This window comes from Shewanella sp. 1180_01 (genome assembly GCF_052850535.1).
The window spans coordinates 43,548-60,090 of sequence record NZ_VXCT01000009.1; the positions used below are offsets into that span (position 1 = coordinate 43,548).

Annotated in this window: 19 protein-coding genes; 6 read left to right on the forward strand and 13 right to left on the reverse strand. The window is 46.6% G+C overall.

All coding sequences use genetic code 11. From position 1 onward, the window contains the following. Positions 1–4: 4 nt before the first annotated feature. Positions 5–877 (forward strand): heme ABC transporter ATP-binding protein, encoded by an 873-nt coding sequence (locus FW758_RS07385; RefSeq protein ID WP_446445040.1) that lies wholly within the window; start codon positions 5–7, stop codon positions 875–877. Positions 878–1,105: 228 nt separating this feature from the next. After that, positions 1,106–1,450 (forward strand): DUF2956 domain-containing protein, encoded by a 345-nt coding sequence (locus tag FW758_RS07390; protein WP_446445041.1) that lies wholly within the window; start codon positions 1,106–1,108, stop codon positions 1,448–1,450. 24 nt (positions 1,451–1,474) lie between these two features. On the opposite strand, the gene FW758_RS07395 is transcribed toward FW758_RS07390, so the two are convergent. Then, positions 1,475–1,810 carry a winged helix-turn-helix domain-containing protein gene (locus tag FW758_RS07395; RefSeq protein ID WP_259512216.1) on the reverse strand — a complete coding sequence of 112 codons (336 nt, stop codon included), beginning with the start codon at positions 1,808–1,810 and terminating at the stop codon, positions 1,475–1,477. 199 nt (positions 1,811–2,009) lie between these two features. Between FW758_RS07395 and FW758_RS07400 the strand changes: the two genes are divergently transcribed. Together FW758_RS07400 and FW758_RS07405 are read left to right on the forward strand one after the other, a co-directional pair. After that, a complete protein-coding gene (locus FW758_RS07400) occupies positions 2,010–2,561 on the forward strand; it encodes a DUF924 family protein (protein ID WP_446445042.1) in 552 nt (183 codons plus the stop codon). Between the two features lie 141 nt (positions 2,562–2,702). After that, positions 2,703–3,560, forward strand: coding sequence for a substrate-binding periplasmic protein (locus FW758_RS07405; RefSeq protein WP_446445043.1), 858 nt, complete (start codon positions 2,703–2,705; stop codon positions 3,558–3,560). Positions 3,561–3,615: 55 nt separating this feature from the next. On the opposite strand, the gene FW758_RS07410 is transcribed toward FW758_RS07405, so the two are convergent. From FW758_RS07410 to FW758_RS07420, 3 genes are all read right to left on the reverse strand, one after another. Then, positions 3,616–4,053: a universal stress protein gene (locus FW758_RS07410; RefSeq protein ID WP_446445044.1), complete on the reverse strand. Its 438-nt coding sequence runs from the start codon at positions 4,051–4,053 to the stop codon at positions 3,616–3,618. Positions 4,054–4,230: 177 nt separating this feature from the next. Then, positions 4,231–4,662, reverse strand: coding sequence for a universal stress protein (locus tag FW758_RS07415; protein ID WP_006082807.1), 432 nt, complete (start codon positions 4,660–4,662; stop codon positions 4,231–4,233). Between the two features lie 41 nt (positions 4,663–4,703). Further along, positions 4,704–5,087: an STAS/SEC14 domain-containing protein gene (locus FW758_RS07420; RefSeq protein WP_006082808.1), complete on the reverse strand. Its 384-nt coding sequence runs from the start codon at positions 5,085–5,087 to the stop codon at positions 4,704–4,706. 243 nt (positions 5,088–5,330) lie between these two features. Between FW758_RS07420 and FW758_RS07425 the strand changes: the two genes are divergently transcribed. Both FW758_RS07425 and FW758_RS07430 read left to right on the forward strand, forming a co-directional pair. Continuing rightward, complete coding sequence (locus FW758_RS07425) at positions 5,331–6,755, forward strand: coniferyl aldehyde dehydrogenase (protein WP_446445045.1); 1,425 nt, start codon at positions 5,331–5,333, stop codon at positions 6,753–6,755. 18 nt (positions 6,756–6,773) lie between these two features. Next, a complete protein-coding gene (locus FW758_RS07430) occupies positions 6,774–7,379 on the forward strand; it encodes a TetR/AcrR family transcriptional regulator (RefSeq protein ID WP_172599555.1) in 606 nt (201 codons plus the stop codon). A 177-nt stretch (positions 7,380–7,556) separates the two neighbouring features. On the opposite strand, the gene FW758_RS07435 is transcribed toward FW758_RS07430, so the two are convergent. The 9 genes from FW758_RS07435 to FW758_RS07475 form a co-directional block, all read right to left on the reverse strand. Next, positions 7,557–8,363 (reverse strand): CsgG/HfaB family protein, encoded by an 807-nt coding sequence (locus FW758_RS07435; RefSeq protein ID WP_446445046.1) that lies wholly within the window; start codon positions 8,361–8,363, stop codon positions 7,557–7,559. Beyond that, positions 8,363–8,758, reverse strand: a complete 396-nt coding sequence (locus FW758_RS07440; protein ID WP_105251643.1) for a curli assembly protein CsgF — start codon at positions 8,756–8,758, stop codon at positions 8,363–8,365. Before FW758_RS07440 ends, FW758_RS07435 begins: the two co-directional genes overlap by 1 nt. 10 nt (positions 8,759–8,768) lie before the next feature. Next, a complete protein-coding gene (locus FW758_RS07445) occupies positions 8,769–9,179 on the reverse strand; it encodes a curli production assembly/transport protein CsgE (protein ID WP_446445047.1) in 411 nt (136 codons plus the stop codon). 325 nt (positions 9,180–9,504) lie between these two features. Further along, positions 9,505–11,193, reverse strand: coding sequence for a sensor histidine kinase (locus FW758_RS07450; protein ID WP_446445048.1), 1,689 nt, complete (start codon positions 11,191–11,193; stop codon positions 9,505–9,507). A 91-nt stretch (positions 11,194–11,284) separates the two neighbouring features. Continuing rightward, positions 11,285–12,793, reverse strand: coding sequence for a sigma-54-dependent transcriptional regulator (locus FW758_RS07455; RefSeq protein ID WP_446445049.1), 1,509 nt, complete (start codon positions 12,791–12,793; stop codon positions 11,285–11,287). Between the two features lie 123 nt (positions 12,794–12,916). Further along, on the reverse strand, positions 12,917–14,116 hold the full coding sequence (locus tag FW758_RS07460) for an FtsX-like permease family protein (RefSeq protein WP_446445050.1): 1,200 nt from the start codon (positions 14,114–14,116) through the stop codon (positions 12,917–12,919). A 10-nt stretch (positions 14,117–14,126) separates the two neighbouring features. After that, complete coding sequence (locus FW758_RS07465; protein WP_446445051.1) at positions 14,127–15,437, reverse strand: ABC transporter permease; 1,311 nt, start codon at positions 15,435–15,437, stop codon at positions 14,127–14,129. Positions 15,438–15,448: 11 nt separating this feature from the next. Continuing rightward, a complete protein-coding gene (locus FW758_RS07470; protein WP_006085861.1) occupies positions 15,449–16,189 on the reverse strand; it encodes an ABC transporter ATP-binding protein in 741 nt (246 codons plus the stop codon). 69 nt (positions 16,190–16,258) lie between these two features. Continuing rightward, positions 16,259–16,522: a hypothetical protein gene (locus FW758_RS07475; protein WP_115335350.1), complete on the reverse strand. Its 264-nt coding sequence runs from the start codon at positions 16,520–16,522 to the stop codon at positions 16,259–16,261. Between the last annotated feature and the right edge of the window lie 21 nt (positions 16,523–16,543).

Here is a 16,543-nt window from a genome sequence, read left to right on the forward strand (position 1 = left end):
CGTTATGACTGCCACTTCCTATGCCGAATCAGGATCAGAGTCAAAATTAGATTCTGAATTAGCATCAAGAGCACACCTGACTCATTCAGCTAATGCACAGTTTGAGCGCACTGAGCTCTGCATTAGTCAGCTCGATGTCAGCATTGGGCAGAAAACGGTGCTCAGCGATATTAATGTGCAATTTAAACCCGGTGCAGTAACTGCCCTACTCGGCCCCAATGGTGCGGGGAAATCGACGCTACTCAAAGCCCTTTGCCAAGAAATAAGTACGCCAAGGCAAAGTATCCGCCTAGGCCATAGCCAGCTGGTGGATTGGCCTAGGCGCGAGCTGGCAAAATCCTTAGCCGTACTGCCACAGCACGCCAGTCTCACGTTCCCCTTTACAGTGTTCGAAGTGGTCGCTATGGGTCTTTATCCCTTAACCATCAGTCATAAAGAGGGGGAAGCGTTAGTTGCCGAGCAGCTGGCGCAAGTGGGCTTAACCCATCTGGCTAAGCGCAGTTATCCAACTCTCTCTGGCGGCGAAAAACAGCGAGTCCAGCTCGCCCGCGTCTTGACTCAACTCAGTCAATCGCCATTCCCGCCCATACTGTTACTCGATGAGCCAACATCGGCATTAGATCTCGCCCAGCAACACAGAGTGCTTGAGTTAGCCCAAAACTTAGCTCATCAGCACGCGTACACTGTGATAGTGGTACTGCACGACCTTAACCAAGCCGCTCGCTATAGCGATCAATTAATTGTATTAAAACAAGGGCGAATCGTGAGCGAAGGCACGCCAGCGGAAGCCTTGTCGGTCGATACCATTCGTGAAGTATGGGACTATGAACCTGTGTACTTCCCTGCACCACAAGGTGGACATCCACTGATTTTTTAATGAAATGAAGATATTTGCTGTAAGTTTTAATGTCTAATGCGGGTATAATCTGGCGCTGATACTTTTCGCACGCTTTTTTAGGAACAGATTAGCGAGCAGCTTCGCGAGCATATCTTATATTCACGAGTATATTTCAGCCGCAGGCGCGTTAACTCAAACCGCATTAACTTAAGCCGCATTCACTTAAGTCGCGTTAACTTAAGCCGCATTAAATCAGGCAGAATCCAGATGAAACCCACTATCTCGACAGAAACTCAGCAAGAAGCACTGGTCGCAGCCAAAGCCACTCAAAAGCCAGGACAAACTAAAGAGCAAACTAAGCTCATTGCCCAAGGGATTGAAAAAGGCATCGCCGAGTATAAAAAACTGCTTAAAGCCAAAGCCCGTGAGCGGGATAAAGCCCGTAAACAACAGTTGAAAGCGAAATCTCGCACAGTGAATGACATCAATGATCTAGACGATGCTGACGAAGCCTTCGACTCCCAGAGCCAATTCACCCTCGCAACTTGGGTTGCCATCGCCCTACTACTGTTAAGTTGGGCAGTATTTGCCGCCTACTTTTTTATGACGTGATTGCCGAGCTTAAAAGTGACCGCTTCACACTGCGGTTTCGCCGCTCTCAACAACACCTATCAGATCGGCGATTTCACTTAGATGGGTATCAACCCAAGCGCTGCTGATGGGGCCCCACGTCACTATGCGGTAATAACCGGCGTTGTTACGACTGCCTTCTTGCACAAACTCGACCCGAATACCTACATCCTCAAATGCGGCGATGGCATCCTGTAAGGTGCGGCGCGGCATTCCAGTTAACTTATTGAGTGATAAAAGGTTATGGCGGTCGTCATCCATTAAATGCGCTAAATAGAGCTTACGCAAAAACGCCTTATGTTGCTTTGAAACCTGTTGCGATACTGGCATTGAAGATGACATAGAATGACCTGCCTAGAAACAAAAGTAATTATCATCAAAACTACTTTATATTCAGGCAATAGCCAACACTAAATACTTACGCCACGCGACAAGCTCCGCAGATAACCAATCTCCCCCTAAATCAAGCGAAACGACTTGTCATCCTCCCCCAACAACTGTTATTTGTAATGTCACTCACCACCTATGAGGGAACGCTAAGATGAGCCAGACAATTACAGCCGATCAAATACTGACATTTTGGTTTGAAGAAATTGAGCCAAAGCTTTGGTGGATTAAAGATGTTGAATTTGACGAACAAATCAAACAGCGCTTTGGGGACGTATTAGTCCAAGCTAAACGTGGGGAGCTTTCCCATTGGCGAGTCACGCCCCAAGGCCGATTAGCAGAGATCATAGTACTCGACCAATTCTCCCGTAATATTTACCGTGATACGCCTGCCGCTTTCGAAGCTGATACCCTCGCCTTAGTGCTCGCCCAAGAAGCCGTTGCCCAACAGGTTGATTTGGCACTCAAACCTAAACAAGTGCCCTTTCTCTTTATGCCCTATATGCACAGCGAGTCAGCCATGATCCATCAAGTCGCGGTTAAACTGTTTAATCGCGAAGCGGCGATGGCTAACTTAGCGTTTGAATTGCGACATAAGGCAATTATCGACAGATTTGGTCGCTATCCACATAGAAACGCCATCTTAGGCAGAGAATCGACAGCAGAGGAAATTGCCTTTCTGCGTGAACCTGACTCATCCTTTTAATTCGCTCATTCTTTAGCGTATTTGGATAAATAAAGCCGTGCTGAGTTCACAGACACACTACACTTATTCAATCGAGTCATGGAAAGACTGACGAGTGTCAAACACAGTTGCAAGTGTGTACCGCGGAGGTGTTGGTAACTTATGGCGCATAATCTAAATAAGCCAAATAGCTCAGTGGCTCGTCGTAACCGCTTTAAATTGATGGGGTTACTCACCTTATGCGGCGCTCAGCTCGGCCAAGCGGCAGAAATTAAGATAGGCGTCAGTCTGTCTATCCCCCCTTATGTTATCCAAGAAACCAATAGCGGGCTCGAACTCGAATTACTTAACCAAGCCCTCGCCGTTAAAGGCCATACTGCTTCTATCCACTACTTACCTCTAGCACGCACTTTCCATGAACTCAGGGAAGGTAAACTCGATGGTATCATCAACATTAAAGATGGCATGATCGACAACGTCTTTTACTCCAATGTTGCGATAACCTACCAAAACTGCGCCATTAGCCTCGAAGCCAATCATTTTACTATCAATAACATAAACGACTTAAACAACAAGCAAGTCGTCTCCTTTCAGCGTGCATCATCGCTACTGGGGGAAGAATTTGCCAGAATGGCCAAAGCTAATAGTGGCTACCAAGAACAAGCGAGGCAAGTACAGCAAGTTTATATGCTGATGAAACACAGGGCCGATGTCGTGGTGATGGATAAAAATATCTTCAAATACTACTTAAAGCAGGCCTACCTTGAGGGGAAACTCACTGAGAAAGATTCAACACAACAGGCCATTTGCCACCAAATATTCCCACCAACTGAATACAAGTTTGCCTTTCTCAGTGAACAAATTCGGGATGATTTTAATGCGGGACTCAAACAAATTACCCAAGATGGGAGCTTAGTGGCCTTGCAGGAAAAGTATCGACGCCTGATGTCATTTGAAAATGAAGCCGATGTGTCAAACAAGCTAACTGAACCTAAAATAATAAAAAATGATTCCTACTAGGTTTTCTCAAAGAGCTTTATCTAAAGCTCTTTACTTCAACCTATATATCTAAGCTTTATTTCACCACCAGCACAGGGCATTTCGCATATTTAACAATATCTTGTGTCACATGGGGCTTTAAAAAATCCGCTAAACCACTGCTGCCGTGACTGGCAATCACCACCATACCGACATCAACGGCTTCCGCTAAAATCTCATCGATAGCATCACCATGGCGCACCACTAGTTTAATATTGAGTCCCTCGTTGAGTTCTTGCTGCATTTCCTGCTGCAAACTTTGCATTTTTGCATCGACAAAGGCTTGAAGTTCATTTTCCAATGTGGCGGGAATATCGACCGCAATACCGTAGCAATGGGCGCCACGGGCAGGGCTTGTCACATGCAATAATCGAATATCGACATGATAAAGATTAGCCATTTCAACCGCATATTTGAGCGCATGGGCTGCGGTGGATGAAAAATCCGTAGGGCATAACACTTCTTGAGTACGCATAAGCTTATCCATCATTTGAGTTTTAATCAGACTATCTATTAAAGCCAAAATACCACTATTTTATAGCAGTTAGCTATGCTTCTTGCGTACCCATTTCAATTAATTATTCTTTATCAATCAAAAAGAAAGGACGCAATAAGCGTCCTTTGGATTTATTGAGTCAAGCCACTAACTCACTTACTTCACCACCAGCACAGGACAAGCCGCACCGTTAGCGACTGCTTCTGCGACATTAGTATGTAAAAAATGCGAAATCCCAGTTCGGCCATGGCTCGCTATCACCACCATGCCAATATCTTTACTGTTAGCCTCTTCTAAAATCTGATACACAGGATCGCCGCGGCGGATCAAGGTCGTGATAGGAAGTTCAGTGTTTAACCCTTCTAACAGCGCCTGCATCTTGGTTGCTGCCGCTTCCTCCATACTCTTAGCCAGCTCTTCTGGAGTGATCGATAAAATCATAAAGTTTTCATCACCGAGCGGCTGTTCAACCACGTGTAAAATTTTTAGTCCTACATGGTATAGATTAGCCATTTCAATGGCATAACTCAGTGCATGGGCCGCAGTTTCCGAAAAATCTGTGGGCCAGAGTATTTGACCTGTACGCATAATCTGTACTCCTTCTATGGCGCGAATGGATTGCTGAGCAACTAGTCTTTTAACCAAGCAACGGCGTCGCCATTGTCAACAAAAAACCTGACCTCAGCAGGCGTAAACCAGTTTGCCAATTTAGCCAGTACTTCCTGCAGAGTCGTCTTACCGACTATGGCAATCTTCTCGAAATGACGAATATGCTTCACCCCAAGTTTGAGATCATCCCAAGCGGCCTGTAATTCCAAGCCATCCAACTCGGTCACATCCACTAAAGCGAAGATATCAGGATCTTTTACGCCCGCCAGTGCCGACTCCAACACAGGCACCATCATCTCGTAGTCGTGATGAGTTAAGGTACCGATAGCTTTAAAGGCAACGAAAAAATCATCATCACCATAGCGTTCAATACCAATTGAAATTCCATGCTTTAACAATGCCATACATACTCCTTATGTAACAACCCTTGATTTAGTGTAAAAGCTAACGCCACAACAAGCCGTGATCTTGCTCAAAAATACACCAGATACCTTGCACCATCTCACTTAGCAAGTTAGGATAAACCGACTAATCAGTCGGTACTTATTTATCTGTCTTTGTTTAATAGCAGGTTCAATCGTTAAGATTAAAGCTTAACTAAAGTGCCGAATAAGACTCAGCCTATAATCTCGCTTGGAGCAACCACTATGAATATGGCCACCGAACACCTTGATGCCTCGCCACTGACTCAGTTGCTCCAACGCCAACGCAGCAGTTATTTAGCGGCGCCGAATCCTAATTACGCTACGCGAGTGGAGCAATTAACTCGACTTAAAGCGGCCATACTGCAATTTAAAACGCCCTTAGTCGAAGCCTTAAGCCAAGACTATGGCCATAGATCGATTGATGACAGCCTGATCTCAGACATTATGCCTGTCATCAACAACATCAATTACAGTTTGAAAAATCTAAAAAAATGGCTCAAGCCCAGCGCTCGCCATGCGGGGCTGTTGCTCGCCCCTGCCAAAGTCACAGTGCATTATCAACCTTTAGGGGTTATCGGCATTATCGTGCCGTGGAATTTCCCCGTCATGCTGTCGATTGGCCCGCTAGTGACCGCCATCGCCGCGGGTAATCACGCCATGCTCAAATTGTCTGAATTCACCCCTGCGACCAACCAAGTGATTAAACAACTACTGGCACACGTCTTCGATGAGTCACACGTGGCAGTCATTGAAGGTGAGGCCGACGTCGCCGCCGCGTTTTCAGCCCTACCTTTCGATCATTTACTCTTTACCGGCTCCACCACAGTTGGCCGCCATGTGATGCGCGCCGCGGCCAATAATCTCACCCCAGTGACACTCGAACTGGGCGGTAAATCGCCAGTAATTATCGCCCCCGATATGCCGCTTGAGATAGCAGTAGAACGAATGATTTATGGTAAGTGTTTGAATGCCGGACAAATCTGTGTGGCACCCGATTATGTTCTATGCCCTAAAGCCCAAGTGGATGAATTCATCGCCGCCTACCGAACTAAATTTAATGCCATGTACGGCGAGATAAACCACAACAAAGACTATGGCAGCATCATTAATACCCATCAGTTTGACCGCCTTATGACAGTGCTCGAAGATGCGAAAGCTAAAGGTGCCCATATTATTTCGGCGACAGACGAAGCCATAGATAGCCAACATCGCAAACTCGCGACTCAGCTAATCACTAATACCAGTGAAGATATGCTATTGATGCAAGAGGAAATCTTTGGTCCATTACTGCCGATCATTGGCTACGACTCCTTAGATGAAACGATTCAATACATCAACCAGAGAGCAAGACCGCTAGCGCTCTATGTGATGAGTTTCGATGAGAAAAGTCAGCAAAAAATCCTCCAACAGACCCATTCTGGCGGCGTGTGCATTAACGAAACCGTGTTCCATGTCGCCGCCGACGATGCGCCCTTTGGCGGAATAGGTCCATCGGGCATGGGGCATTACCATGGCAAGGAAGGATTTTTAACCTTCAGCCACGCTAAAACAGTGCTCAGCCGTGGTCGATTCAACACGGGCAAATTTGTGCACCCGCCCTATGGCACTGTTATCCAGCGTATCTTGATGAAACTTTTCTTGCGCTAATCATTGGGGGGATAAATCTTGAATCAGCCATTAACGCCGCAACCTATTAAAACCATGACAGATAAGCGCCAAGCCATTCTCGACACGGCCTTAGCACTCTTTGTCAGCCAAGGATTTCATGGCACGTCCACCGCTTCGATAGCTAAGCAAGCAGGTGTAGCAACGGGCACCTTGTTCCATCATTTCCCTTCCAAGGAAGCCTTGATGGAATCTTTGTTTCTTACTATAAAACAAGAATTTGCCGATACCTTACTGTTAAACACCCATAAGGGCAGCGATCTAAAGCTCAATGCCCTACAACTATGGCAAAGTGCGATTGATTGGTCGCTGGATAACCCTGTCAAACAACTGTTTTTTCAGCAATATTCAATGTCGCCCATGATTGCCGCTAAGGTGCGCGATCAAGCGATGAATAGCATCTTAGGCTTTATTAGCGAGCTTATTAAGCAAGGACAAATAGAGGGATTAATCGCCCACTATCCGCTGGAGCTGATGCTAGAAAACTGCCATGGCCAATATCTGGCGGCAACCCGATTCTTTATCGATAATCCGCACTTAGGCACGAATAAAACGTACCGCGATGCCAGTTTTGAACTGTTTTGGAAGGCCATGCAAGCGGACTAACACCACACAACCCACAACACTGCCAACGTCCACCCACTGCAGAAATTAATCCAATAAAAAACCGAGTCAGTTTAACTGGCTCGGTTTTCTTTTACGTATTCACACATATAGTGACTAAGAGTTAAAGCAGAGGCCTGCTTTCAGCGATATCTAACTCCGACATCTAGCGTCTAACGTCTAACTCTGACTCAATTCCTGCGCTTTCTCGACTGGTTGGGTGACTTGAGTTGGACTCCAGTAGCCTTGCTTAATGCCCTTATCAATCAGCTCAGCGACCGCTAATTCAATGGCTTGCAACACGCAAAACTGCACTGGCTCATTGGTAGTAAAGCCAATTTCGGCCTCGGCGAGGCGATTTAAACTGGTATAACGGAATAAACCCGCGCGCATTTCTTGGGACAAGACTCGTTTGCTGGTCGAGACCGACATCATCACTTTACCTGTGTGCACATCAACGGCGCGCAGATAAATGGTCACCTGATCTTCACGGTACATTTCCGAAGCACCAATGCCGTAGTATTCGACACCACTACCGCCTGTGCTGGTGTTAGTCTCATAGCTAATGACGCCACCTTCGAGTAACAATCTGGCGGTGGATAATACGGGCACATCATCACCCTTAGTACCGCTCTGTTTATTACTGATCTTGCGCTCAGTCAGCAGGTTTTGTAGCCCTTCACGTTCCACTGGGGTAAACCATTTAGAATCGAGCAAGGTCTGCATCAACATCGAAGTTGCGCCCTGAGTCACCGCAGTCGAAAACGAACTCACGTTAGCCTGTGGTTTATATTGCCCAGTTTGATCGCGAAAGGAATACACAGCAACTGGAATGGGAAACTTAGGCCCAGGTTGAGTTTGCAGCCCACGCATCACTTCACTCAAGGGGTTAACCTCGGCAGGCGAGATATTCAAATCGGGTTTAGGGATCAAGCTACAGGCAGACATGCTTAACAGCAATAGACCCAAAATGATTAAACGGGCCATTAGTTGCCACCTCCAAACGCTGACATTTCAATTATTGTCACTTCATTCGTGGCAATATTAGTGATAGTCAGTATAACTTTATCCCCTATAGAGTTAATTTCTATACGAAAATCGCCAGTATTATAATCACCATCGGTGATTTCACCATCAGCAATCCCTCGGGTAATAGAATTGATAAGATTACGCTCTAGGGATTCTTTAAAGCGAGTAATAAAGTCCTTCTCGGACGAGTTGGACTTATTGTCATTCTGGGCTTGGGCTTTATTTAATAAGAAAGCCCCATTTTGTGGATTGCCGCCAAAGCTGGGATTCACTGGCGTGTAAATCAATTCAGTGGCTTGGCCACTGCTTGCCACACATAGCGTGACAAGGGCAAGTAACGTCCTGTATGTCATTATTATTATCCTAAAAGTCGTCCGATGTTCCTGAAAAATCACCTGTTATTGCATTGGCTCTGACTTGCGCTAAATAATCAATCGTGATCAAAATCGCCTGCTCTGCACTCTCTTTAACCGGATTTGCACGACGACCAAAATGGGTGGTGTAAATCCGTGTCCCGTTGACTTCTAAGGTTAAAACGGTTCCAGCCTGCGGAAACACAGTCTCGTACAGCGTCACGTTAAAGCCTTGGGTAAAGGGCAGCTCGCGCCAATAGCTTGAGTAGTAGAAGCCAAAATCCTTACCAAACCGAGTCAAGGTTCTATCTATCACTAAACCACTAATTTCAATGTCGTTGTCGGCAAGAGTGATAGGGGAAGCCAGCAGCAGGAATGGACATAAAATGTAAGTAAGCAGACGCTGTTTTAACTGTTTCACTTATCCCTCCTTAACCTTTTAATCGAACCTTAAAAACCGCGCCAACCTCTGTTTTAACAACGGGAGTTTTAGCGTCAATTTTCGATAAAGCAGGTTAACAGGGTTGAAGATCCCCCGTCATTACGCTGGGGGGCAAATTAGCCCGAAGAGCTAAGGTAAAAAGGCAAAAATAGCCCATTTGGCTAATACGCAAAGAAGCCGTTAAGACCGGAGTAATAGGGTAAACGAACAAATGAAGAAGCAATAAAAATGCGACCTTAGGGTCGCATTGCTGTGCTGATACAAAACGTGCGGATTATTGTGGCCCCCATGGTGGTAACCATAGTCATTGTGGTAACCACAGCCGAACCAACAGGCCGCCGTCGCTGCGATTATGCATGCTAATACTGCCATCGTGGGCTTCAATAATTTCACGGCACAGAGGTAAACCAAGCCCAGTACCCGATTGTTTCGTCGAGTAAAATGGCAACAGCGCTTGCTCTAATACTTCGCCAGACATGCCAGTACCGCGATCCTCGATCGCAATGCTAAAACCTGCACCATCCACTAAGGTTTGATACCGAATCGACAGGGTGACATCTTCTGGGTTTGAACCCGATTCATGGGCGTTTTTAAGCAAGTTGAGTAGCACTTGCTCCATCTGTCCTTGGTCGAAATAACCATCGACCTCAGGCAAATCATGCCTAAGTTTAAAGGGATAATGCTGGGTTAACTGGGTCGTAAATTGCGTCCAATTCACCTGACGCCGCTGCGGGAGCGGCAACTTAGCAAAGCGGGCATAGTTGAAGATAAACTGGCTCAGATGACTAGTGCGATTCTCGATCGTATCGAAAATCAAGGTTAACTTGGGATTATCGATATCTTTGGTGAGCAGTCGGCCGGAGTTAACCATAGAGGCGATGGGCGCCACTGAGTTATTGAGTTCATGGCTAATAATGCGGATCACTTTCTTCCATACCGCCACCTCTTGACGATTAAGCTCGCGGGTCATCTGCTTAAGTAAAATCAAGTTATGCTGTTGGTTATTCAACAAAAATTGGCCACGACTCAAATACCAAGTTTCCACATCATCTTCGCCCATGGCAAAGAGACCGTTCTTTTCATGTTTAAGCGCTAAGGCCAATACTTCGGGCAAGTCCACCAACAATTCATCTAGCCTCAAACCTTCCATTTTGCCCTTTTTGTGGAATAGGTGACGCGCCGCATCGTTGGCGTAAATGAGCCGCTGATGGTCGTCGAGCAATAACATCACGTTGGGAGAGCTTTGAATCACCTTATCCAGCAACAACTCACGCTGGTAAATGTATTGCCTTTCTTGGCGCAATTTTGCCGCCGAATGATTAAATAACTGGGCCAAGGTTTTGAGCTGACCTTCACCATACTCTTGAATACTCACGCTAAAGTCATTATCGCTAAAGTTCAGTAGACCTATTTCGAGGGAGTCCAAACTGCGCCCCAGATGCCGTGTTAACCAAGCGACACTTAGACCACACGCTCCACAAGCAAGCAATAACACCAGCAAACCTTCACCTAAGGTTAAACTCGAGATTCGCTCGTTGTCTGCTATTTCAGCGGGCGCCACTGGGGATACAGGGGCTTTGGGCGGTAAAATGGATAGCGGTTCTACACGTAAAGGCTCAGCAATATGAGCGGTGAAATTAAACTGCCCTTCTTTAAGCTGTTCTAACTTGAAGAGTTTTATCTGTAACTGCTCTTGTTTAAGTTGTTCAAGCTTTTGCAGTTCTGCCTTAATCTGCTCGGTCCTCTGGCGCGCTTGCATGGCTGCCGTCAGCTGTAATTGTTCAGTATCTTTAAGGGCAAGCTCGATGGAAGCGACGGTTTTCTCCAGCTCCGCAAAATCGAGTTGCACATTCATATCAGGGATTTCAATCGTGTTAGACGTGGCAACAGACGAAGCATTAGGTGAGAAATATTTCACTAAGGCAAAGCTGAGCAAGACGCCAAAAGCGCAGCAAGCCATTGAATAAATGATCAGTTTAGTTCGAATTAACACTCACATTCCTTAATCGATAGCCTTTCTGTGGCCTAGTATCTGAGACTTAGTATCTATGCCTAGAAGCTGTGACCTAGCATCTGCGCTTGGCCTATGACTTATCTAAACCAAACTTATCCATGCGCCGATACAACGCCTGACGACTGAGCCCAAGCGCTTTGGCGACCCTAGCAATCACACCATGGTGCTGTTTTAGCGCCGCTTCGATATCTTCTCGACTCACCTCTATCACCTCATTGGTAGACGTTGCTAGATTGCAGGCTGAGTGATCAGCAAAAGTGGCATTAGCGGGAATGGAAGCAGACGCATAAGCTGGCTGTGGATCAGATTGTCTCTGTTCAAAGATGCGCGGATCAGACTGTCGCTGATCAAAGCGTCGAGGCTCAGAAGCTGCCGAAATATGGGAAGTAGCTCTTACGACACTCACGACAGGTGCTAAACCAAAGTCAGCTTCAGTCAGCACATGGCTTTGCGCCAACAATACCGCTCGCTTACAGGCGTTTTCCAGCTCACGCACATTACCCGGCCAGCGATGGTGCAACAACGCCTGCAATGCGGGCTTACTCAAGCTAAAATCGCTACCGATAAAATGCTGTACTAAAGGCAAAATATCATCGGTGCGTTGATTCAGCGGCGATAGCGCCAGTTCAATCACATTTAAGCGGTAAAACAAATCCTCACGAAAACGCCCTTCGGCAATATCTTGGGCCAGATCCGCATTGGTCGCACTGATCACCCGCACTTTCACTTTTTGGGTTTTATGGCTACCTAAGCGTTCAAATTCACCGGTTTGCAGCACGCGCAGCAGTTTTACTTGGCCAGATAAGGGCAAGTTACCGATTTCATCTAAAAACAGTGTGCCGCCGTCGGCCGCTTCAAAGCGACCAATACGCGCTTTAGTCGCCCCCGTAAAAGCCCCCGCCTCGGCACCAAACAACTCTGCCTCTAATAAATCCATCGGCAAAGCGCCGACATTGACCTTGATAAAAGGCTTGTTTTTTAAGGGAGAATTAGCATGGAGAATATCGGCAAGCTTGTCTTTACCCGCACCATTAGGGCCAGTGATGAGGACCGACACATCGGAGCGTGCCAGTTGCAAGGCTAAATCAATGCAACGCTGCATCGCGCCGCTACCAAAGACAATCCCACAGAGGTCCGCATCGGCGATCGCCACTTGGCGTTGATGATTCACCCGCTCGAGACGATGGTTAGCACGGGAGAGTTTATAAAGCGCGATCAAATTGGTAATGCTATTGAGCACCTTAGCGTCATCCCAAGGTTTACCCATGTAATCGGCCGCGCCCGCTTTCACTAATTCAACTGCGGTTTCGAGTTGGGTCCACGCCGTCATCAAAATGATCGGCAGATCGCCTTGGCGTTCACGCAGGGCGTAAAACAGCTGCTTACCTTCCTCGCCCGAGGTGGTATCTCGGGTAAAGTTCATATCTTGGATCACTAAATCCACATCTTGCGTCGCCAATAACCCAAGGGCGTCCTCCGGACTATGGCAAGTCAGCACCCGATAATCATTAAGCTCTAGCATCAAACCTAGGGCTTGGCAGATGGCGTGATTGTCGTCGACGATGAGGATAGTATCCATAAGTATGAGTGTTGTCCTATATAAAACTATTAACCGTAAAGTAACAAAAAGTGCAATAACATCCTATTGTTATCGCACTTTTATTGGGCTTTTATCGTACCTTGAGTGACATCAAATATTTCGCTATACGCTGCGGGTTGCCGTTGCTGGCGAAATATTTGCCGCCTTACGCGCCGGTAAGTAAACCGCCAGCGTGGTGACAATAAACAAACCTGCCACAGTAAATAGTGGGTAGCTTAAATCCAACATAGGCAAGCTATAGATTCTCATTAACTGCTGCCCTAACTGTATCGCTAACAAGCCGCCCAACACGCCTCCCGCTAAGCAAATCAAATAGTTCTCCACGAGGAAGTAACTGATAATATCGCGCTTTTTAGCACCTAATGCGCGGCGGGTACCTATCTGTTTAGTGCGGCGCTGGATATTAAACATCACCATGCCCGTTAAACCGAGCGAAGTGATCAGCAGCAGCAACACCACCATCATGATCAACACGGTAATCATCAATTTATGATCGCGGTATGAGCTATCTTTTAACGCCTCGATTGACTTAAAGCCATCGAGAACTCGGTTAGGATTCTCGGCCAGCAACGCTTTTTTTATCGCATCTTTAAGCTCGGCGTGAAACTCAGGTTTGGCCCGAACCATGTAAGAACTGCTGCCATAATCCACATTTTGAATCACACTGTTTTCAAGGCTAGAACTGTCAATCCACGCGCCTTGCAGTTTATCGACAACCCCTATCACAGTGATCTGTGCATCTTTACCCTCGTACAACACTTTGCCAAGTGGTGATTCATCAGGCCAAATCGCTTTCGCTAACGCGCTGGAGATGATCGCTAATCGGCTCGGGCTATCGAGATTGTCCTTAAGTTCATGGGGGTAAAAGTTACGCCCTTCAATCAGCTTAAGACCTAAGGTCTCAAGGGTGTGATCTGTCCCTAAGTACATGGCAAATTGCGGTGTCGATTTAGCGCTATCCGGATCGGGCCCCAGATTGAAGGTGCTCGACCAGCCGCCACCGCTTAATGGCAACATATTGGTTGAGGTCGCATCAATCACATTGGGTAGCCCACGTAAAATTTGCTGATCAATTTTGTTTTGCGCGGTTTTATCTATCAATGGATCGAAGTTGAACAAGCTAAAGGTCAAGACTTCAGATTCTTCGACTCCCGAAACGCGCTGCATCAGGGCTAAACGCTCCTGAATAATAAAGCTCGCGTTCGCCACAATTGCCACAGACAAAATAATCTGAATAAGCAGTAAGACAGGACCGCTTTTACTGCGCAACAAACTGCTGAGAATAGGTTTAATATGTAACATAATAAGTCCCTTACTGGCTTTTCAGATAAACGCTAGGTTTAGTCCGGCACACAACCCACGCGGGATACAAGCCAGCCAACAAGGCTGTGCCTACCGCAATACTAGGAGTGATAATCCACATACTCGCCGATAAATGGGTTAACCCCTTCGAGACCTCAAACTGTGCCGATAAGCCGTAAAGTGACGCGTAGGCCCAAGCGAGTCCCAGTAAGCCGCCTAATAAACCTATCATGCCTACTTCCACCATATATTGAGCGAAGATTTGGGCTCGGCTAGCACCGATTGCGCGGCGTACCCCAACTTCAGGCGCTCGCTTGAGGAACTTAGTGAGCATTAGACCTAATATATTGACTAAACAAACACTTAAAAATAGTGCGCTCAAGCCAACCAAGATTTTATTGTCTTCAGGAACGACATGATTGTATTCAAGCCAAGTCGCGACATCGGAGACCTTGACTGAGTCTGCGGCAGATTTTTTATCGGTAAAGCGGCCCAATGCTTTTTGCTCTGCGACATAATTACTGAGCCAAGAACGGTAACTGGTTACGGCATCTTTATTGGGTAACTCAACCCAATACAGCAGCCACACTTTTTCAGAGTTAAGGCGATCGCTGTAACTATTCATCGTCTCAAACTTCCAACCCGAGGTATTACCCCATACATCAAACTCTTCGATAGGTGTCAGTGAAAACGGCACAAAAATTTGTTCTGTGTCGTTAAAAGCACCGTTAGTGGGATCATAATATTTAGGCTTAGGGTCCCAGGCTTTAATCACCCCAACCACTTGATAAGGTTTACGATTAAGATAGATAACCTTGCCAACACTGTTTTGACCCGCAAACAACTTTTGATTGAGTTTATCGTTAATCACCACTTGATAAGCAGGTTCAGTGTCGACGGCTTTATCCCACGCATTACCGTACAGAAATGGCACGTCAAACAGCTTAAAAAAGTCACTGTCCGTCACCCGAATGCTTTCTAAAATAGGCGCAAAATTAGCATCCTCCGTTTGCACAGCCATCCCAGTACGAAACATCGCCGCTTGGCGTTTAGGTAAGGTATTGTTGCGCAGATTCATCGCATCTTGATAAGTCACTAACGAGTTAAACTCATCCCAAGAATCGGGGCCTTGGCTCCAAAGTTGAACCGCATTTAACTCATCAGAGCGTTCACCCGCAGGATTAAATGACATCATCTTGTACACGTTTAACGTGGTGATTGTGATACCAATACCAATCGAAATCGCCAACACCATCAACAACGACAGCGCGGGGGTTTTCTTAATGCTGCGCCAAGCTAAATCAACATAATAAAAAAACATAATGCGTATCCTTAGTCAGCGTTGGCGACAAGTTTGTCTAATGGGTGCGAAGCCGCAGTTTGCACACTGCCATGGGGCTGATACATAGTAAAATCACACACTTGACCGTCGACAATTTGAATATTGCGCTGGGCACGGCGAGCGAGTTCAGGATCATGTGTCACCATGATGATGGTTGTGCCCGCTTGGTTGATATTTTCAAGTAATTCCATCACTTGGCGCGCCATTAAGCTGTCGAGGTTACCCGTTGGTTCATCGGCGAGCAGGAAGCGGGGTTCACCCGCCAAAGCACGGGCAATCGCCACTCTTTGTTGCTGTCCGCCCGAAAGCTGAGTGGGAAAATGCTTGAGTCGTGAAGCTAAACCCACTTGTTCTAATGCTTGCTGTACGCGGCGTTGGCGTTCCTTGGCATTAAAACCACGGTAGCGCAGCGGCACTTCGATATTTTCTGCCAAGTTAAGGTCAGGAATTAAGTTAAAGCCTTGGAAGATAAAGCCGATTTTCTCGTTACGGATAGCAGCGCTCTTGTTATCGCTCAGGTTAGACACGTTAATGCCATCGAGAAAATAGTCACCGTGGGTAAAACCTTCGAGCAAACCCGCGATATTTAAAAAGGTCGTTTTACCTGAGCCAGAAGGACCCGTGACCGCGACAAACTCGCCTTCATTCACTTCGAGGTTAAAATCGCGCAGGGCGTGGGTTTCCACTAAATCCGTTTTAAAAACCTTGCTCACACTCTTCATTGATAACATGTTAATTTCCTTAAAATAATCAAATCAATTTTACGCTGCATCTAAACGACTCGATGCATGGCAGCGTCATCAGCCGAAAAATGGCTCAACGACAGACTCTACAAGCCACACAAAAACGCCCAATATAAGGTCGGCACTTTCGACCGAAACCTCACCCACTTGGCGAACCTCATCCAAAGGATTGGTCCATTCCAGCGCATTCAGTCCAAGGAAAAACCAGCTATTGGCTTCACCGATACTCAACTCCACCGCGACCACCAGTAGCAGTAAGGCCAACACGCCAAACATTTTTGATGACATCAACATGCTGAAATCAAATTGTGTATCACGCATATTCGGCTCCTATTCTTGTCC